The organism is Pontibacillus chungwhensis, from assembly GCF_030166655.1.
In the GTDB taxonomy this organism is placed as follows: domain Bacteria; phylum Bacillota; class Bacilli; order Bacillales; family BH030062; genus Pontibacillus.
This window is the reverse complement of record NZ_CP126446.1, coordinates 416,839-437,464: the sequence shown is the minus strand read 5'-3', so window position 1 is coordinate 437,464 and position 20,626 is coordinate 416,839. Positions and strand designations below refer to the sequence as shown.

Genomic DNA, 20,626 nt, shown 5'->3' with positions numbered 1-20,626 from the left:
ATGCCTCCCTTAATAAAATCGATCCATCCCCCCCAATCACCTCACATGCCTATAAGCCTCGCTGATGTTATAATAGAGCCACGAAAGAAACATGGAGGTCGTTAACATGAGAATTGAAGTATGGTCAGATGTAGTTTGTCCGTTTTGCTATATTGGAAAACGTCGTTTAGAAGCGGCTATGAAGGAATTTGAACAAGCCGATCAAGTAGAAATTGATATACAGTTTAAAAGCTTCGAATTAGATCCAAATGCTCCAGTAAATAGCAATCAGACAACAAATGAAAAACTTGCTCAAAAGTACGGGAAAAGCTTGGAAGAAGCGAAAGAAATGACAGCAAACATGACTCAGCAAGCAGCTGCTGAAGGGCTTGATTTTGACTTTGATCGCACCATTCCAACGAATACGTTCGATGCTCATCGTCTGTTCCAACGAGCTTCTGAGAAAGGAATCGGCAACAAAGTATCAGAGCAGCTGTTCCATTCTTACTTTGAAGCCGGTAAACACGTCGGGGACCGCTCTGTCTTAAAAGAAATCGCCTTAGAAGCGGGTCTGTCAGAAGAAGACGTAAAAGCTGCCTTTACGGAAGAGAAATATGCTGAAGCTGTCAGAAATGATGAGCAAGAAGCGGGCCAAATCGGCGTTCAAGGCGTTCCGTTCTTCGTCTTCAACCGTAAATTTGCCATCTCCGGCGCTCAGCCGAAAGAAGTCTTCTTACAAGGGTTACAGAAAGCTTACGAAGAAGAGAAACAAGCACCGGCATTTGAATCCATTGGCGGGAAAGATACAGAAGTATGTACAGATGAAGGATGCGACATCTAAACTCTTCATTAGATGTACAGAAATAAGACAGGGCTCTAGAGCCCTGTCTTATTTTTTAACTAAATAGAATTGATCAAACGTTTGATCAAAAGCTTATCACCTTTGATATCAAAGGGATTTTGCCAATTTTTGAAGGATACTCTTTAAAGGAAAGACAGTAATAAAATTAGTAGTATTGGAACTACTAACACCATGTAAGCCATAGGACGTGCAAAGTTTATCGTCATTCCGATCCCGAACCGCTTCTCTACCAACACAGAAGGATCTTGCTTATTAAAGTAGATCATCCCACCGATCCAGTACCTGTCTTCATCATACTCCTCTATCTGATAATCTTGATCTGTCACAACCACTTCATCTAAATCAGAATCGACTTTCCCCACTTTAATGGCAAAGACGACCGATCCGGCCAATGTGAGAAACATGAAAATAAGAGGTACCAACATGATCATCATGTCGCCAAATATGTTCCCATAAAGCGTCATTACTTGCAGAAATGAGAATAGCATCGTTAGTAACAATGAGACCAATAGCAATAACCAGCTTGTGTATTTACGTAAGTTCATTTGCCTCTTTTTAGACGCTTGTTTATTGGTCGGGCGGATTTTAATACCAGAACGCTTCGTCATCTCGGTGATTCCTACGAACATTCCTTGAAGGACAAGCAATATAAGCGGAAGAGATAACACCGAAAAGACACTCTTTTCCGTATAAGCATCTGGTTTTCCATCCGCTCCCCAGTGGACCGGAATCTGATCTGGGAATTGATTATAGTTAGCTACTGTAAAAGCGATTAATCCAATCGTTAAAAGGACAGGCAGGGAAACCACATACCAAGGCAGCATTTCATCGTTGGCTCGTATAGTAAGGTCTGAGATTTTCACTTGCTTTTTCCCTTCAAACCAGCGCTTTTCCTTCTTCAACTTAGAGATCTTCACATGGAAATAGAAGTAAAGAGCAAGAGACGTAACAATCACGAGAAGCGGCAACATCATTCCCGCTAGCGCCATCTGGACATCGCTCGGACTCGTGCTCATGCTCCAAACTAAGAACGTGATAAGAACCCCAAGAGTTAACACACCGGTAATAAGAGAATAGATTTTCTTCGATCGCTTAATCACCGCGTGTTTCGTATGTTCCATCGGCACCGTCACACCAAACACAACAGTCCGTTTCACCAAGAACGGTATAGAAACTTGAATGACACTCACGATCAGCGTGGATAAGAATAAAATGATCCCTTCCATTTACTTCATCTCCCTTACATTTCTCATTATTGAGTCTACAAGCGCGTGAATCTGTTCATCATTCATCCCTGAAACCATAGCCTCAACAACAGTAGGTCGTAGCTTTTCAGACAATCTATCATGTTGCTCTTTAGAGATATCTTTCGTTGGATCCGCGTTTATAACAGCCCCTGATTTCGGTACGATCGTTATAACCCCTTTTGCCTCCAAGTCATGATAACTCTTATTAATCGTATGCATGTTCACACCAAGGTCTCCTGCAAGACCACGTACAGACGGCAATACATCACCAGCCTGCAATTCTCCGCGAATAATTTCTTCCATAACCTGCGTGCTCACCTGGGAATAGATCGGTATATCCGAGTCTGGCTCAATTTGAATATACATCCTCCCACCTCCATTCTGTTCTACTCTTATTATAACAAAATTGTTCTATTTGGTGTATAACAATTTGAAGAGGACAAAAAAAGACAAGAATCGATTTGCGATTCTTGTCTTTTTTGATTCTCATCTTAGTTTCATAAGAGATCTTAATTTGCTTGTTCTGGCATAACGACTTCCAGACTGACGTTGTCGATCTCAATGGAATGCTCTCCAGCAAATTGGCCCATTAGATATTTTAGAGAAACCGTATCATTTGCTGGCATCTCGAATTGATAAGTAAAAGTATTGTAGTCTTCGGTTAAGGAAACTTTTTCACTAAGGTATCGGTAATAACCAGCATTCTCTAACGTTACCTCGATATCACGTGGTACAGAAGATTTGGCGTCAAAAGATAACTCGTACGATATCCCTTTAGATAATTTTAAACCAGGTTGTTCTACAAGGACGCTCCAAGTTTCATTTCCTGCATTTGTGATATCAACATTCAAGGCTTCATCCACTACCTCTACATTAGCATTAGCATCAAAGTGAACGTAATTAGACCATAATTTCATACCTTCTAAGAAATAGCCATTCGTTAACGGACTCAAATCAACATCACTGTAATCAACATAACTAGATGTTTGATCCAGACGAACGTCATCCATATAAACGTTTGCCGCATCTCCACCCATGTTAAAGATCAGTTGACCATCCAAATCAGACATTTCTTTCGTCATTTCAAATGGAACGGTATACGTGTTCCATTCACTTCCTAAGGAAATAACTTCAGCTTCTTGATAAACCATGGATCCATCCTCATTCACAAAGCTAACGGATATCTCTTTATCTTGTTGAGCCTTCGCCCGGAATGTGAGGTCATAGGTGCTTCCTTTTAAGAATTGCAGACCGTTTTGCTTCAACTGAATATCTTTCATATCAGATCCGCCATCTGCAATATTCATATGCATAAATCGCTCTTCTGCTGTCACATAAGCTTCAGCTTCTGCGCTATTTTGGGTTACTGTTTCCCAGTAGACAAGTCGGCTGAAGTCACCTTGGTCGAATGTTCCGTTATACACATGGTTACCATCTGCTAACGGTTCTTTTTGATTTGATTCATCAACCTGCCCTGTAATGTCTTCTACTCTTACATTCCCAATCCAAACAGGGTTTGTTGAAGTCTGACCCATATTGAATTCTAAACGAGCGGCAAGATCTGTCTCTTGGTTAAGCGTAAACGTATATTCATATGACTGAACTTCACTTGTTAAGTTCATCGTTTGTTCACCAGAGTAATTGGCGTAGCCTCGTTCAGCACCACCAGATACTTTCGTCATCAAGGAACGATTCCCATCCGATTTAGCGTCAAAGCTCACCTTATAGGTGCGACCTTCACCAATCGAAACGTTCTGAATCAATTGCAGGGCCCATAGCGCATTACCCGGATTTATGATTTCCGTCTTGGCAAACGTAGTCCCGTTTACCTCATCTGTTTTAATACTACCTTCTCCAGCAAAGTCCGGTAGCGTAAGGAAATTCCAATATGTGTCGTTCATGTCAACGTTTGTTCCATCCACAATAGTGAATCCTTCATTATAAGATGTATCGTAAATCAGGTTTCCATCCTCTTGCGGTTGTTTCGCATCTTCAGGAAGAGTTTCAGGCTCATAGCTTGGCTCCACAGGTTCCATATAGTCACGACCTGTTAGTTCATAAACCCTCACATAGTCCACTTCCATCTTGCCAGGAAATTCAGTTGTCTCATCCACATCACCACCATACCAGCCACCAACAGCCAGATTTAAGATCATGTAGAATTCTTGATCAAATGGCGCAGGGAATGTGTAATTCGCTGCTTCATTGGTGCCTTTGCTAAACCATTTGTTTAACGTCTGGTACAGTTCACCATCTACATACCAGCGGAGTTCACCAGGCTCCCACTCAAGAGAGTAGGTATGGTAACCTGTGTAGTCCTCCCCTTCAGGGAAGTGGTATTCATCACCCGTATACGTATTGTTCGGCCATTCTTTACCGTAGTGAATCGTTCCGCCAACCGTACTCGTATCTTTTCCAGCTGCCTCCATGATGTCAATTTCACCAGATACAGGCCAGTTGCCGTAAACGCTGTCCTCAGGCATCATCCAAAACGCAGGCCAATAGCCTTGGCCCTCAGGAAGCTTCATACGCGCTTCGAATTTACCGTACTTTTTGCTGAATAAGCCTTTCGTTTTTAACTTGGCTGACGTATAGTCGTATGTTCCAAACTTATCTGATACCGTTTCTTCTTTCGCTTTAATCACTAAATGACCGTCTTCAATATAAGAGTTTTCTTTCGAATCGGTATAGTACTCCTGCTCATTGTTTCCCCAACCAGCAGCAACTCCATTTCCATCCTCATCCACAATCCAGTTTCCGAGGTCGTATGTCCACTTATCAGGATCTATGTCATCTGTTAAGAACTCATCATTCCAAACAAGCGTCCAGTCAGATGCTTCTTGTCCAAATGTATAGACAATCGCTTGATTGATGTCGGACTCAACCAATTTGATTGTATTTTGTATAGACGCTTCGATGTAAACATTACCCTCTACTGTCGCATGGTTCAGTACCGCATTACTAGCGCCTTTTGTTAAGAGTAAGTCCCCTTTAATCGTGACATTTTCAAGTGTAACGTCCGATTGGGTAATAAGAGCTGATCCCTCAACTGTCTTATTGGTGTATGTACCGGAAGTAAACACCGTATCAGCAAGAGACTGAATGTAAGCACCGGCTTGTCCCCACTTCACAGGCTTGTTAGACTTATCATCCGCATCCCATGTTTGATTTGGGAAGAAGTACGTTAATAGCTTAACAGCTTCACCGTGTTTAATAGCTGAATCCCCATCTCCCTCTTCATCTTGCCAATAACCTAGCTCTTCTGCTAGATTTAGGATCTCTTCTTCCTCCTCAGCAAATCCTACTGCTTGATTCAATAAATCTGCGAAAGCGAGTCTTGATGTCGCTGCATTTTCATTAGTAGGGTGAAAGTCTTTATGCTCCATCCACCTTCCTTCAACGTCTTTGCTTTTCGCTGCTTCCACTTGAACTGTACCGCTTAGTACCAAAGCTACCAACAGACAAAATACGAAAAGTTTCCTCATCCATCCAGCCTCCCATTATGTTGTTTTCAATACCGAAACCGGTTTCGTTTTCGGCATAAAAAATACTTCCATTGATCCATTCAAAGCAGAACGAATAGCCGAAAGCGGTTTCGAAATACCGAAAAAAAATGAAAGCGGTTTCTAATTGCTTTAATAGTATCATAGATCCCGGGCCTTTCAAGGAAAGTTTTTCGATATTTTTCTACAAACAGTCCCCCTTTTATGTCTGATTTGTCATGGATGGACATGAACAGCAAGACTTTATTTAGAACATCAACCTCTCTCTCCGATCGGTTTTCTATCATCCCTTTTATCTACCTGCTATACTGAAAACAGATTAAATGTGGGATGGTGAATACATATGAGTAAAACAGTTGGATTTATTGGCACAGGAGTTATGGGGAGTAGCATGGCTCGTAACTTGATGAAAGCTGGGTTCCCAGTAAATGTGTACACTCGAACGAAAGCAAAGGCAGATGAGCTTGTTTCAGAGGGGGCCAAATGGCAAGAGGATGTGGCACAGCTAGCCGAAAGCTCAGATATCATCATTACGATTGTTGGCTATCCTCATGATGTGGAAGAAGTGTATCTTGGAGACCAGGGCATTATCCAGCACGCCAAATCTGGTTCCTACCTGATTGATATGACGACCTCTTCTCCAAAGCTTGCTCAACAGATCTTTGAACAAGCTAAGGAAAAGAATCTTCATGCCTACGACGCTCCTGTATCAGGAAGTGACATTTATGCAGAACAAGGGAAGTTAACAATTATGGTTGGCGGCGATAAAGAACATTTTAATGCCGTACTGCCTGCATTCGAAGCAATGGGACAAAACGTTGTGCTACAAGGACCTGCCGGATCAGGTCAGCATACGAAAATGTGTAACCAAATTGCTATTGCTTCTACGATGATGGGAGTCGTTGAAGCCATAACCTATGCGGAGAAAGCAGGACTCGATACTAAGACCGTCTTAGAAAGCATTCAGTTTGGGGCAGCTGGCAGCTTTTCCCTAACCAATTTAGCACCACGAATGATTGAGGGGAACTTTGAGCCCGGTTTTTACGTGAAGCATTTTATTAAAGACATGAACCTGGCTATCGAATCAGCTGACAGAATGGAACTACCGGTACCCGGCTTAAAGCTAGCTAAAGAACTGTATGACCGCTTAAGTGAAGCTGGTGGAGATAATGACGGGACGCACGCGCTTTATAAGTATTATAAGATGATGGCTGAGGATCAATAGATTTAGAGTTAGATTTAGAGTTAGATTTAAATAAAAGCTGGGGATTCTCTTTTTGTAGAGAATCCCCAGCTTTCTTATGACTTATTTATTTGAACGTTTAAGGATACTCTTAAAGTGCGTAAACGTATCAAAGCTTGCTTTCCCATGGTAAGCTCCCATGCCACTATCGCCTACTCCGCCAAATGGAAGGTAGTGCGTAGTCATGTGATTAATTGTGTCATTAATGGCACCACCACCAAAGGAAACGTTGTTCAGTACATCATCTTGTACCGTTTGATCATCAGAGAATAGATACAGCGCTAATGGTTTTGGACGATTTGCAACTATTTCAATCGCTTCTGATGTCTCGTCATACGTCAGCACCGGAAGGATTGGACCGAATATTTCATCTTGCATCACTGGATCTTCTAATGAAACATTGTCTAGAATTGTTGGCTCAATAAACAGCTGAGCTCGATCTGAATCTCCTCCAACAGCTAAGTCTCCATTATCCAAGAAGTTGTGCAGACGATCAAAGTGTCGTTCACTTACTACGTGGTTATAGTCACTTGCTGACACGTTTTCACCATACGTGTTTGTGATCGCTTCTTTAATTTTAGTGATTAATTGATCTTTAATACGGCTATGAGCAAGGACATAGTCTGGGGCTACGCAAGTCTGACCTGCATTGGCGAATTTCCCGCCTGCAATTCGTTTTGCTGTTTCATCAAGGTCAGCATCCTCATGCACAATAGCAGGACTTTTTCCTCCAAGCTCAAGTGTCGTTGGCGTTAAATTCTTCGCTGCCGCTTCTGCTACAATTCTCCCTACGCCTGTACTGCCTGTAAAGAAGATGTAGTCAACGTTTTCTTTCAGAAGCGCTGTACTTGTCTCAACTTCCCCTTCAACAACACATAAGTATTCTTCAGAGAAGTTGTCATTAATCATCTTCGCTAAAAGCGCTGATGTATTCGGGGTTAGCTCAGAAGGTTTCAACACAGCTGTATTCCCAGCAGCAATAGCTCCTACAAGCGGGTTAACGGCCAATTGAACGGGATAATTCCAAGGCGCAATGACAAGCGCTGTCCCATAAGGCTCAGGTGTAATATAGCTTGTTGCACCAGCATGGGTTGATGGCGTTTCTACTTCTTGTGGAGTAGACCAGGTTGGTAAATGCTCAATCATATGATTGATTTCCGCTACGACGAGCCCAATCTCTGCACGCTTTGTTTCTCCTTCAGGTTTATTCAAGTCCGCTTTTAGAGCATTCAGGATCTCCTGCTCATGAGAGTTCATAAGATTTTTCAATTTATTTAACGTATCAATTCGATACTGCACGTCTTTCGTCTTTCCTGTACGGAAAAATGATTTCTGCTTTTGTATAAGATCTTGATAGTTTTCCATAATCAATTCTCCTTAATAATGCGTTAATAGAATAAATGGATGTTAAAATTTTAATCTTTATTGCATCTATCCTAGATAGAATGAAGCGTGCATATAAAGATACGCCTCAAGTAAGGAATGGTCAATTTATTTGTTTCGGAAAACGAAATAATCGAATACCACAATATTTTATCAATCCTATAAACTCTATAAGACCAGCTTTGAACCACAATATTCCTATACTTCAAAGGAAAGACCTATCCCTATTTCTTAAGAATTCTAGTAAAATGACAATAGATACGAAATGAATCTAGATAAAGAGAGGATTATGCAGCGATGTCTTACCAAATGATTATTCTAGACTTAGACGATACCTTACTAGGAAATGACCACAGCATTTCAGAGCGCAATAAACAGGCCTTAATGAAGGTGCAAGAACAAGGAGATAAAGTCGTACTCGCATCAGGGCGACCTACCTATGGAATGGTTCCCTTTGCCAAAGAGCTTTCTCTGGCGGAATACGGAAGCTTTATCTTGTCCTTTAACGGAGGAAAAATTATCAACTGTCAGACGAACGAAGAATTCTTCAGCCAGACGTTAAGCATCGATGCGGTTTCTCGCTTAGAAGAGATTAGTAAGCGTGAGAACGTGCAGATCCACACCTACGTGGGTGAGGAGATCGTAACAGCAGAGGCCAACCGTTATACCTCCATCGAATCTGACCTAACTGGTCTACCTATTAAATTAGTAGACTCCTTTATGGATGGTGTCACAGAACCTGTTGTGAAAGTATTAATGGTCGGTGAGCCTGAGCACCTCCAAGCCGTCGAGAAGAAGCTTCAAGACGAACTAGGAGACGAGTTCAGCGTGATGCGCTCGAAGCCATTCTTCCTTGAATTCACGGCTAAAGGTATCACAAAAGGAACAAGTATTGAGAAATTAATAGACGAGCTTGGTATAAAACGCGAAGAAGTTATTGCCATGGGTGATAGTTACAACGATCAGGAAATGATTGAATTCGCGGGTCTTGGCGTCGCGATGGGAAATGCACCAGAGGATATTAAAGAGATCGCTGACTTTGTGGCCGATACGAATGTAAATGATGGGGTAGCGCAAGTTGTTGAGAAATTCTTATTGAAAGAGAACTCCACGTATAAATAACGAATTACACAAGACGTAAAAGAAATCCCGAAGAACTAATGCAGTTCTTCGGTTTTCTATTTCAGCAAACGTTATGATTTAACATCATCAAGATTAATAATGGCAAGCGATGATGATTTTCCCACCCCCATTAACCTTCACACTCTTAACAGCGAGCCCCTTTTTTATGAAAGCCTGCTTTCTCCACTTCACCAGCAGAAGCTTTATTCCAGTACCCACCTCACTTTAAGTCAAGGAAATTATTTCCATAAATAATTAGACTTGAAATTCCATCATATGTATATTATCTTTAAACTATATTGCATTACAAAGTAGTAACATGTACTTGTATCGCTTATTTTTTAGCCCCACTATCTTGCATAACAATATAGTTTCACTTGTATAAATCAACCAAGGAGGAAATGAATTGTCTTCGAGTCAGATACTGAAAGGAATCTTAGAAGGGTGTCTCCTATCCATCATTGGAAAAGGGGAAACGTATGGCTATGAAATGATGGAGAAGCTCCATACCCATGGGTTCACCATGGTCAAGGAAGGAAGCATTTATCCACTCTTACTCCGTATGAAGAAAGAAGGGCTTGTCGCAACCACTCAGAAGAAAGTGCCCTCAGGCGGACCGAAACGTAAATATTACTCGTTAACAAAAAAAGGCGAGGACGAATTAGAAGAGTTCAAGAAGAGATGGAGTGCTATTTCTGGTAGTGTTGATTCTTTATTAAGAAAGGAAGGATAACGAAAATGAAAGTGTCTAAGGAAAGTCAGCAATTTCTAGATAACCTGAGAGTCTACTTATTATCCAGTGGAAAAAATGAACAAGAAATTAATGAAATCGTTGAAGAGCTAAAAGATCATTTACACGAGGCTGAGAAGCACGGGAAAGATGTAGAAGAAATCATCGGGCAGTCCCCAAAAGAGTACATGAATCAAGTAGCAGATGAAATGCCATTTGACCTTACTGGAGTGTTAAAGTATATCCCTATTATCTTCCTTGGTGCCTTTTCATTTATACTAATAGATGACGCGATTCGCGGTACTATGGAATATTCCTTGCTTGAACTCATCGGCTATCCCTTAATTTTATTTATCAACCTTTTTATTATGTTTAGAATTGCTTTTAGATATTTAGCAACCAGCTCATTATCCGAAACCAAGCAATGGCTCTTTTTATCCCTCGTTGGAATGATCCCTGCATCCTTATTTATCGTTATTTATTATGTAGATCGCTTTTTTGAAACCCCTTCTATTGAATTTGGAACCGTTGGCGTCATTCTAGCAGTCGCTGTTTCCATCTCCGTCTTTATCGGAGTCGCTCTATGGAGTAAATCATGGGTAACCATTATCATCCCTCTTCTTTGGTTCCTCCCAAGGGTGTTTATTGATATGACAAGTATTGCAGAGGATACAAAGCTCATCGTTTCCGGGACCCTCCCCCTTGCGTTGGTTGGTCTTTATCTATTGATTGTGTCGAAGAGAGAGCAACATAGTTGAGGGATGGGGGGACGGGTCCCTTGTCCCGCGGGACGAGGGGTCAGGTCCCTGGCCCCGCTTTTCTTCATCTGTTACCTTTTGTGTGATTTTTCATAAGAAAAGGGAACAGATAGCACTCCTCTCTTCCCTTTCACATCTGTGAAGCTATGAAAAGGTCACAGATCACCCTCTTCTCTTCCCTTTTACATCTGCGAAGCTATGAAAAGGTCACAGATCGGCTGACTCTGTGACCTTTTTCTTCATTATTCTCTCGGAAAAGTCATAGATCCTGACCTCAAACACATGGACAACTCTAGACAACCGCATGATAAATTCCTCTTGATCAAACGTTTGATCAATTAAAAAACATGCAGCCTAATAAGGCTACATGTTTCTTTTACTGCATATTCTCTATTGGATAGATTGGATAGGTACCTTCTTCTACATAGTTGCCGTGAACATCTGTGATCGTATTCGGCTCAATGATATACTCCACCGAATAAAGATCATCTACTGCAATCGTCTCAAAGGCAAGGCCTATAGGGTCTTCGAAGCCTTCATTATAGAGCTTGATTGCGGTCGACGTGTCATAGATAGCACCGTCTGATAGGTGAACCTCTTCAATTCCAGAACCAATAGGCTCTGAGAATATAACCGTTACCGTATCGTTTGCCTGATCCCCGACTACAAAAATCATCGGTTGAACGCGGTCTTTTGCTTCTTTGTTTTCCACACCATCGAAGACATTCCCAGCCAGATCTCTCAATCCTTCTCGGACCGTTACTTTCGGCTGTTTATATCCATCAACCTCTTCTAATTCCTGAACGGTGATCTGAACAAGTCGGTCTGCCGTGTAAGAATCGAGCTCTTCGTAATCCGTTACCCTACCGCCGACTTTCACATCCGTAATGGTATATCCTTCAACCTCGAACTGATCCTTATGCACAGAGTTTGGATCGATTGGCTCTTGGAAGAATAGCTGGATATGATCGATGTTTCCATTCTCATTAAAGTCTCGTGTTGCAATAGAATCGGGCTTGCGCATTAACTTTGGTTTGCTACTGTCTAGTACAACGACAGGTTCCAAATCAACCTGTTCGCCTAGAAGAGTTTTCGTACCTGAGGTCTCTTCTTGAGTTGATGGGTCCACCGCTGCATTCTGTACAGATTGCACACGCAGAAGTCCATCTGCGATTTCGCTCTCGTCTATGGGCAGAAGAGGATACAGGTTAATCGTTCCTTTACCACGCTTGTTGGTTAAAGTGCTCATGCTCATTTCCGTCTCCCGATAAGGCTCATCATTTACAGAAACGGCGAAATCGCGGAAATCAGCTTCTTTTAGCTTTTGGTTAAAGCGAAGGTGGATATGTCCATCGTCATCAATCACAATATCCTCAAGGGCTGGTTTAGTTGGTTGCTCTGGAATATGAGCTGTCGTCTCTCTCATAACCTGACCACTGTGGTTAGGAATACCTGAAACGACTACTGTGCCTCCGGCAATCGAATCATTTTTGGATTCAATTAAGACTCCTTGATGATCCGCTACATGAGAAAGGGTAAACTCATCAGCCGAAAGCCTATCCCCGTCTTTTGTCTGAACGTTATAATGACTCTGATCTAATAATGCGCTCTCTTCCATTTCTTCTACAAACAGAATATAGGCTGTTTGAGAATCTTGTAGAGAAACATCGGTTGAATCTGGTGAAAGCCACGTGAAATCTACCAATGGAGCTTTCTCCATGCTTGAAAATGTTTCTGTAATCGATTGAGGCTCCATTTCATTCTCGTTTTGAGAATAATCGACAATCCCATTTACAAACAGGGTAAACGTCTGGCTACCAGTTAGGGAAGAAGCTGTTTCAAGGGTTACTTTATCCCCTTTTTCATTTAACGTCGCATGGTTAATCGCCATATTTCCATGCTCTTCCGATGATAGTGCATAGCGAATATGATCTCCTGCTTGTAGCTCTTGAACCTGCTCTGAGAAGCTCACAACGATTTCATTCTGATCTTTATATGTCATTCCCGTTACTTCCGGAGGAGTTGTATCCTCATGAGAGAATGGGTAAACCCCGCCGCGCAGTGGATTGCCATCTTCATCTTCTATAAACGTCGTTCCTTGTGTGATCTGTCCATAATCGATCATGAACTCCTGGTACTCATATAAAGGGAATGGGAAATGAACCTCATAAACCGAGTCGTTTACTTTCGTAATGGACTCATAGCCTTTTACATCCATTCCATAGCGAATTCCTTCAATCGCACCTGAGGTTTTCACATGGCTCACGGGCTGATCGAACGTTAGTCTTACAGTTGTATTGTTTACCGCTTCGACGCTTAGCTCCGGTGTTTCCTGATTCGGTTTAAAGTAATCATTTAAATGCCTGGCTAAGAACGCCGAGAAATTCTGGCGACTGATTTCTTTGGTTGGGCGAAACGTTCCGTCCGTATACCCAATCGTAATCTTATGATGGGCAAGGGTGCTGATATACGAGTAGCCCCAGTAATCTTCTGAAAGGTCTTCAAACGACTCTTCATACGTTCCTTCCAGCTTATACGCATTCACAAGAATTTTAGCCATTTGAGCGCGAGTCAGTTTCCCTTCCGGTTGAAAGGTCCCGTCGCCCATTCCGTCAATAATGCCAAGCTCTTTTGCTTTTGCAACTGCTTTATAAGCATCATGGTCCTTCGATACATCCGTAAATCCAGGGTCTTCAACAGTTTCTAAATCGGGATCCAATTCACGCATAATCATTCGAACAGCATCAATTCGTTTAATCGGTGCCTTTGGGTAGAAGAGCGTGTCCGTAAACCCGTTCACAACTCCTGAATCTCTTAAATAATGAATCTCTTCATCGAAACGAACAAGGTCCTGAAAATCCTGATCCTCTTCAGCAATGACCCGTTCTGTTGAAGTCAGAAAAAGTAGTCCTACGATGAGGGCTACAATAATAGATCTTAATCTCAATGATGTGCCTCCTTGGTGTATGTAATGATTCTGTAACATTTGTAATCTTAACATAATATAGAGGAGAATATGGGATGGGATTTTTATCAAATTCAGGGCCAGGGGGTCACGTCCCTCGTCCCAGCTGGTCGCATCTGTTCCCTTTTGAAGCTATTTTAGTAAGAAAAGGGCACAGATAGCGGTCTTCTGTTACCTTTTGAGTCTTCAAAACTCTGAAAAGGGAAGAGAGACCCTTCCTCTATTACCTTTTGAACTCCTAACTATTGAAAAAGGTCACAGATCGGCTGGGTCTGTGACCTTTTCAACCGTTATTTTTGTTAAAAGGGCATAGATTCTACTCATTTCTCATCACCTCAGGAGAAATTGGGACAAGGAACCAGTCAGTCCCCTAGCAACACAAAAAAAGCGTCTGATTCACACCAGGCGCTTTTATCTTCATATTTTAAGGAATATCATCACAATCCCCAATAAAGGTAATTGGACTAATAGGTGCAGTGAACGTTGTTTCAAATGAATTTCCAAAGACATCATTCGCTTCTACCACCCATGTACCAATGTTACCCGCTCCAATCGTAAGTTCAATCGTGACTTCGAATATTCCTGTAAATACATTCCCTTGAGCTCGTGCAGTTCCGAAGACTCTGGCTACAGTATTGTCTTCGCACGAAATTATAATTCTTCTACCACCAATAAAGTTAATCGTTCTTCCTTGATTACCACCAAACGTCACGTTAAAGTTATCTACTGCCGGGTTACATCCAGGACCAGCTATAAAGCATTGAACAGAGGATACATTAATATCACCTGTAAGTGTTCGAGGAGTTCCATTATCCACCACGTTAACTGTTGCCCTGGCGCTATTGCCAGCTATTCCAATACGGAATTTACATGGGCATTCAGGAGGTAAGCAAATTACATTTGTCCCTACTGACATCGATACTCCTAACCCTTCAGCATTAACCGTAATAAGAACGGATGTGTTATCAATACCCTCAAGTACTGTTATAGGTGCTTCAAAATCACCATTTACATCCGACATAGTCGGTGGAATCGTAACAACGCTAGGAATAGCTGTAAAAGTAATCTCTACACCTTCCTGACCTACGTTTCCACAGCTAATGTTTCCACTTATATTACCCGTACACGTAATGAGCGCAGGCAGAGGGTCAAGTGTAAGACTACATGTTTGACTAGGACAGTTATAATTAACAAGTACATCTTGCATCAGTACATTTCCATCGAATGAGGCGGTAACTGTAATAGTTGCCGCTCCAGAAGTTCCAGGAGTTGCAGATAAACCGACTAGGAAGTTTCCATTTGTGCCTGTAGTGTCCGAATCAGGGGTCACTGTAACGTTTGTGTCATTGCTATTAAAGGTTACTACAGCCCCTTCAATCAAGGTCTCCCCACACCTAACTCTACCTTCTAGTACCCCATTACACTCAAGAAGATCAGGCTCAAATACGAACAATACACATTCTTCCGAACGACAGGAGATTTTCGTAGGCAGGGTAATCGAATACTCCACTTCATCAATGGTAGTAGTGGCTGTAATAGTAGCATCTTCAGGAACTCCAACTTCTACATTTGCCACCACTGTAAAGTTTCCATGCTCATCTGTATAGACTGGATTCATATCAAAAGTCACACGGACAGAATCAGAGGATAACGTTACCTCAGCCCCCACGATTGGTGCTCCACCACACCTCACATTTCCAGACAGTTCACGGCTACAAATAATCGTAGCGGGTACAAACAACCCAACCTCACACGGTGAACAAGTAAAATCAACCTCATCAGCAGGGATCGTTCGCTCCTCTTTCTGGTTAAAAATGACCCAGTCATAGACCTTGTTTGCGCGGATAGCATGAGGATATTTCTGTGAAGGGGATTTCCAAGTACCAGAGATCATTGGTTTAGAAGATTTTTTAGTAAGCGGCAAACACGTTTGCTCCGGTTCCATCAGCGGCCTCGGGGCACATACCCTCCCTTCTATTTCGAGGCAAGTTTCCGCCACCACTTGCACATTCTGGCACGTTTCAATCCACAATTTAACCGAAATAAATTCACCATTGCGACAGACAACACTTGCCCTACATCTAAATTTCGTTGCCTCACATTCAACTTCAGTTCCCTGTGGTGCACAAAGGAGCAGTTGTTCGAATAGCATAAAAGGAATCGGATTAGACAAACACCCGCCGTCTTCTCCATTGATTTCGACTACAACGAAACCTTGTTTCTGAATAAAGACATTCTGTAATGTCACTTCTTGTCCGTCAGGCAGGGTATATAGAACATCCTCACGATCCCCCACTTCCTCACATGTTATCGCATCAGTACGCACAGGGTTCCCCTCTTCATCTGACAAGAAACAACTCACAGTCGCTCCATTCTCAATCAAAAAACAAATATCAGGATTCATCTTTTTGCCTCCAATCTTTCTAGAATGACACTATTAGTTTATTAAGGTTAGAAGGGACGGGTACGCCCTTTTTACGGTAGGGACGAATGGGTGGAGAAGCCTCACCGCCTAAGAATTTTCATGTGGTAGGATCATATTCTTTTGTTATAATAGATGAAATATTGAAAAAGTTTAGATAAGGGGTGAATGCATATGCCTATTAATATACCTGAGACACTACCGGCTAAAGACATTTTAGAGAAAGAAAACATCTTCCTCATGGAAGACCCTCGTGCTAGTAAGCAGGATATTCGACCGTTGAATATTCTCATCTTGAACCTAATGCCAGAGAAAGAGAAAACCGAACGCCAATTGTTACGTTTACTCAGTAATTCCCCATTACAAGTAAACGTCGAATTCATTCACACATCTACATATGAATCCAAAAATATTAGTAAATCTCATTTATCACAGTTCTACAAAACGTATGACGAAATCAAAGAAAAGAACTATGATGGAATGATCATTACAGGGGCCCCTGTCGAGCAGCTGCCTTTTGAAGAGGTAGCTTACTGGGAAGAACTCACTCAAATTATGGAATGGACAAAAACGAACGTTACCTCTGTTCTGCACATTTGTTGGGGTGCACAGGCCGCACTGTATCACCATTACGGGATTCGGAAATATGAACTTCCTGAGAAAATATCCGGCGTCTTTCAACACCGTATTATGAATGAAACGAATAAATTAGTCCGTGGAATGGATGATGCCTTTCTGGCCCCCCATTCACGCTACACCGATGTATCAGAAGAAGAGATTCTCGCAAACGATCAATTGACGTTACTCGCCTCTTCGAAGGAAGCTGGAGCGCTATTAATGATGTCAAAAGATGAGAAGCACGTCATGATTACAGGGCATATTGAGTATGAGTCGACGACGCTCGCAGAAGAATATGAGCGGGATGTGGCAAAGGGACTCGATGTGAACGTCCCAACAGGATATTATCCAAACGATGATCCAGATCAGAAACCGCTCAACCGCTGGCGATCACAAGCTTATTTGCTATTTTCGAATTGGTTGAATTATTGTGTCTATCAGGAGACTCCTTATGAGTGGGACTCGGTGGATTCTTGGAGTATTTAAGCGATAGCGCGGGAATCGGGGTCAGGTCCCTCGTCCCAGTCGAGTGCCTCTGTTACCTTTCGCATCCATTTCACTTAGAAAAGGGAACAGAGAGCGGGCTTCTGTTACCTTTTAGGCTTCTAAAACCATGAAAAGGTCATAGATCGCCCTCTTCTCTTCCCTTTTAAGCTTTTAAGTGCAACAAAAGGTCACAGATCGGCTAGATCTGTGACCTTTTTGTCTTTGATTTATCTTGAAATGTCACAGATCAAGTATCCAAAAGGGACAAGGGACCGGGCCCACAACTCCCACAAAAAATGCCTGCCCCAATCAAGGGGGCAGGCATTCTCTTCTTTATTCTTCCGGACTATCCGTTGACTCTTCTTCACCTTCAACCTCTGTTGGCTCTGAAGGTTGTTGCTCTTGTTGAGCTTCCTCAAGTAGAGACTGAATCTCTTCCATAATTCGCCCGGCTTCTTGATAATTTCCTTCTGACGTTTGTTCCTGATACTGATCGAATAGGTCGGATACTTGCTGAAGCACTTGGCTCGATTCAAGCATCTCACCTGTATCAGGCGTCTCTCCTTGCTCCCCTTCTCCTTCCGGCGCTTCGCTGTCCGGATCAATGCGGGATAACAAGACTTCTAAAGCACGGTCAAAGGTCGGCTCCATCACAATCTGGTTCTGATAAGCGACAATCACCTGCTTCACTTCTGGTAGAGACGTTTCATTGGATGATTTGATATAGATCGGTTCCGCATAAAGGATGGTATCCTCAATCGGCAGAACGAGTAAGTTCCCGCGGATAACTTCAGAGCCACCTTGAGACCAGAGGTTCAACTGCTGAGATATATCACTATCCTGGTTAATCCGGTTCTCAATCTGCTGCGGCCCATAGACGTTTTCTTGTTTAGGGAATTCATAAACCATCATATCACCGTAGTTATCACCATCGTTTCGGACGCCCATCCAGGCGATCATATTTTGACGATTTCGTGGTGTAAATGGCGTCATTAGAACGAATTCCTCTTCCTCTGCTTCAGGAAGACGCATGGTCACGTAGTACGGTTCCATCGTTACATCTTCGTTGAAGTATTTCTCCGTCGGAATCTCCCAGTAGTCCTCGCGGTTATAGAAGACTTCAAGATTCGTCATGTGGTACGTCTGATAAAGCTGAGACTGAACCTTGAATAGGTCGATTGGATAACGGAAGTGATTACGCACATCTTCTGGTACCTCTTCTGTGAACAGTTCCGGGAAGATGTTTCTGTATGTCTGAAGGAGCGGTTCATCAGGATCAACAACGTAGAACGTCGTTTCCCCTGTATAAGCATCCACTGTTACTTTAACAGAGTTACGAATATAGTTTTTGCTACCTTCATAGGCTTCCGAATACGGATAATTGCTTTCTGTTACATATGCATCAATCATCCAGGCCATCGTGCCATCATCTCTTACGAAAATATACGGATCTTCATCATACTGAAGAAACGGAGCAATGCGCTCAACGCGATCCATAATGTTTCGCGTCTGAAGCATTTGACTGTCACCTGTTACTTGATCTGACACGAATAAACGGAACGACCCTTCATCAAGTGCAAAGAGCGCGCGATTAATACCTAAAAGCGGGATTCCTGTGTCTGCTTCAAATCGGTTCGACTTGTTCTCATCACCAGAAGGGTAATCAAACTCGTCGACTCCACTATTTACAACAACCGTGTCATATTGCTCTTCCCCGAAGTACACCTGAGGTCGTGTAATCTCAAGTTCCCCTTGTGGAGGCAAGTTCTGAACCATGTATTCCGGCTGCCCTTGTGGGGTAATTTCATGCACATTACTCATTGCAAGCCCGTACCCGTGCGTATAACGAAGGTTTTGGTTCACCCACGTCTGAGCTTGGGACGGTAAGTCTGATGTATTCAGCTCACGGGCACCAAGGAAGACTTGCTGATACTCCCCGTCAATGTTGTAACGATCAATATCGATATCATTAAATTCATAATACGTACGGAACGTTTGAAGCTGATTGTACACATCCAAAATCGGACGACTATCGTTAATGCGCACATTATTAATGGTATCCTGATTCCGTTCTACCATTTCCCGGTCTAGCGTATCTGCTCCCGGGTGCTGAGCTTCTGTCATATCTTCAAGCTCATAAGCCGTCCTGGTCATAGCCAGGTTCTCTTCCAAATACGGACGCTCTTTCGAGAATTCATTTGGCGATACAACGAAGTTCTGAACAATCATCGAAGCCCCCTGCGCTACAATCCCTACAACGATATACAAAATAATCGGCAGAATCATGCTCTTCCATTTGCCGCGGAACAGCGAAATAATGACCCAAATTGTTCCTAAGAGGGCCACACCAGCTAGCACGTATGAGGCTGGATTGTTAATGACATCATCGGTGTAGCTTAAACCATGGACAACACTTTGTTGCGCTACGTTCACTCGATTTGTTAGAAGTGAATAAAACGGTTCAAACACGTGCTGCGCTGCAAGAAGAACACCAATAATCGCAAGCGTCGTACCAAGATGGACTTGCGCTGTTCGGCTTGTGCGATACATAGTGAAGACGGAATACAATCCGATTTCCACAAATAAGAAGAAAATCGCAAGACCAAGCACAGTGGATAGTGCAAATTCAATGAATGGTAATACGAACATGTAGAATGACACATCGCGATCAAAATGGGGATCGCTCACACCAAACGGCTCGTAATTTAAGAACTTAAGCCATGGTTCCCATCCTATCCCCTGTACAATTGTACTTCCGATTAGACCGATGATTAAGGCCAGAAGAAGAACCAATGAGCGACTCCACTTTTTACTCGTTACAAGAGTTGGCAGCTGCCCTTCCGTAAAGTGCCTTAAATACGATTTCCTTACCCAACTAAACGTAATATACGTACAGACAGCAAACAGGATAAAACCAACGATTCCAAGCATAAACTTGCTTGTTAAAATCGTCATGTAGGAATCCTGGTAGCCCACACTCCCCATCCATATGTACTCTGTAATCCAGCTTAGAGACAAGAGGGTGAGAACCAAGAGAACAACCACGACAAGCGCAATTTTCCCAAACCATCCGCCAAACTTTTTCATCTTTTTATTCCCACCAGAGGGAAACCCTCTGACATTACTTGTTTCATTATCCAAACCATCGCCTCCTTTTTCTCTCTATCTAACTATACGATTGAGGTTCTAAAATGTTTCGTGAATCTATATTGAATATAACGAAATGCTCGTGGGACTTCAATCATAGTGCTAATGTTTGTGTTGATCAAACGTTTGATCAATTTTTTAGATCGGGGTCTTGCGGTGTT

General features: G+C 42.5%; 13 protein-coding genes. 6 read left to right on the top strand and 7 right to left on the bottom strand.

Translation table 11 applies throughout. The features are described 5' to 3' along the window. Positions 1–106: 106 nt before the first annotated feature. Positions 107–820: a DsbA family oxidoreductase gene (locus QNI29_RS02265; protein ID WP_231419160.1), complete on the top strand. Its 714-nt coding sequence runs from the start codon at positions 107–109 to the stop codon at positions 818–820. Positions 821–963: 143 nt separating this feature from the next. On the opposite strand, the gene QNI29_RS02260 is transcribed toward QNI29_RS02265, so the two are convergent. The 3 genes from QNI29_RS02260 to QNI29_RS02250 all read right to left on the bottom strand — a co-directional run bounded on the left by QNI29_RS02260 (position 964) and on the right by QNI29_RS02250 (position 5,573). Continuing rightward, positions 964–2,067 (bottom strand): DUF1648 domain-containing protein, encoded by a 1,104-nt coding sequence (locus QNI29_RS02260; protein WP_231419158.1) that lies wholly within the window; start codon positions 2,065–2,067, stop codon positions 964–966. After that, a complete protein-coding gene (locus tag QNI29_RS02255) occupies positions 2,068–2,454 on the bottom strand; it encodes a GntR family transcriptional regulator (protein WP_231419156.1) in 387 nt (128 codons plus the stop codon). It abuts the gene before it with no gap. A gap of 143 nt (positions 2,455–2,597) precedes the next feature. Beyond that, entirely contained in the window at positions 2,598–5,573 is a 2,976-nt protein-coding gene (locus QNI29_RS02250) for a carbohydrate binding domain-containing protein (RefSeq protein WP_231419154.1), read from the bottom strand. 361 nt (positions 5,574–5,934) lie between these two features. On the opposite strand from QNI29_RS02250, the gene QNI29_RS02245 reads away from it, so the two are divergent. Next, positions 5,935–6,816 carry an NAD(P)-dependent oxidoreductase gene (locus tag QNI29_RS02245; RefSeq protein ID WP_231419152.1) on the top strand — a complete coding sequence of 294 codons (882 nt, stop codon included), beginning with the start codon at positions 5,935–5,937 and terminating at the stop codon, positions 6,814–6,816. Positions 6,817–6,897: 81 nt separating this feature from the next. On the opposite strand, the gene QNI29_RS02240 is transcribed toward QNI29_RS02245, so the two are convergent. Next, positions 6,898–8,199 carry an aldehyde dehydrogenase gene (locus tag QNI29_RS02240; protein WP_231419149.1) on the bottom strand — a complete coding sequence of 434 codons (1,302 nt, stop codon included), beginning with the start codon at positions 8,197–8,199 and terminating at the stop codon, positions 6,898–6,900. A 315-nt stretch (positions 8,200–8,514) separates the two neighbouring features. Here QNI29_RS02240 and QNI29_RS02235 point away from each other — a divergent pair, with 315 nt between their 5' ends. The 3 genes from QNI29_RS02235 to QNI29_RS02225 all read left to right on the top strand — a co-directional run bounded on the left by QNI29_RS02235 (position 8,515) and on the right by QNI29_RS02225 (position 10,827). Then, on the top strand, positions 8,515–9,339 hold the full coding sequence (locus QNI29_RS02235) for a Cof-type HAD-IIB family hydrolase (protein WP_231419147.1): 825 nt from the start codon (positions 8,515–8,517) through the stop codon (positions 9,337–9,339). 406 nt (positions 9,340–9,745) lie between these two features. Then, entirely contained in the window at positions 9,746–10,072 is a 327-nt protein-coding gene (locus tag QNI29_RS02230; RefSeq protein WP_231419144.1) for a PadR family transcriptional regulator, read from the top strand. Positions 10,073–10,077: 5 nt separating this feature from the next. Beyond that, entirely contained in the window at positions 10,078–10,827 is a 750-nt protein-coding gene (locus QNI29_RS02225) for an HAAS domain-containing protein (RefSeq protein WP_231419142.1), read from the top strand. A 376-nt stretch (positions 10,828–11,203) separates the two neighbouring features. Here the strand turns inward: QNI29_RS02225 and QNI29_RS02220 are convergent, their stop codons facing one another. Both QNI29_RS02220 and QNI29_RS02215 read right to left on the bottom strand, forming a co-directional pair. Next, positions 11,204–13,774: an S-layer homology domain-containing protein gene (locus QNI29_RS02220; protein ID WP_231419140.1), complete on the bottom strand. Its 2,571-nt coding sequence runs from the start codon at positions 13,772–13,774 to the stop codon at positions 11,204–11,206. A 442-nt stretch (positions 13,775–14,216) separates the two neighbouring features. Then, on the bottom strand, positions 14,217–16,196 hold the full coding sequence (locus tag QNI29_RS02215; RefSeq protein ID WP_231419139.1) for a BMQ_0737 family morphogenetic spore coat protein: 1,980 nt from the start codon (positions 16,194–16,196) through the stop codon (positions 14,217–14,219). A gap of 192 nt (positions 16,197–16,388) precedes the next feature. On the opposite strand from QNI29_RS02215, the gene metA reads away from it, so the two are divergent. After that, entirely contained in the window at positions 16,389–17,318 is a 930-nt protein-coding gene (gene metA, locus QNI29_RS02210) for a homoserine O-acetyltransferase MetA (RefSeq protein WP_231419137.1), read from the top strand. Between the two features lie 333 nt (positions 17,319–17,651). Here the strand turns inward: metA and QNI29_RS02205 are convergent, their stop codons facing one another. Next, on the bottom strand, positions 17,652–20,459 hold the full coding sequence (locus QNI29_RS02205; RefSeq protein ID WP_354665922.1) for a UPF0182 family membrane protein: 2,808 nt from the start codon (positions 20,457–20,459) through the stop codon (positions 17,652–17,654). Positions 20,460–20,626 lie beyond the last annotated feature (167 nt).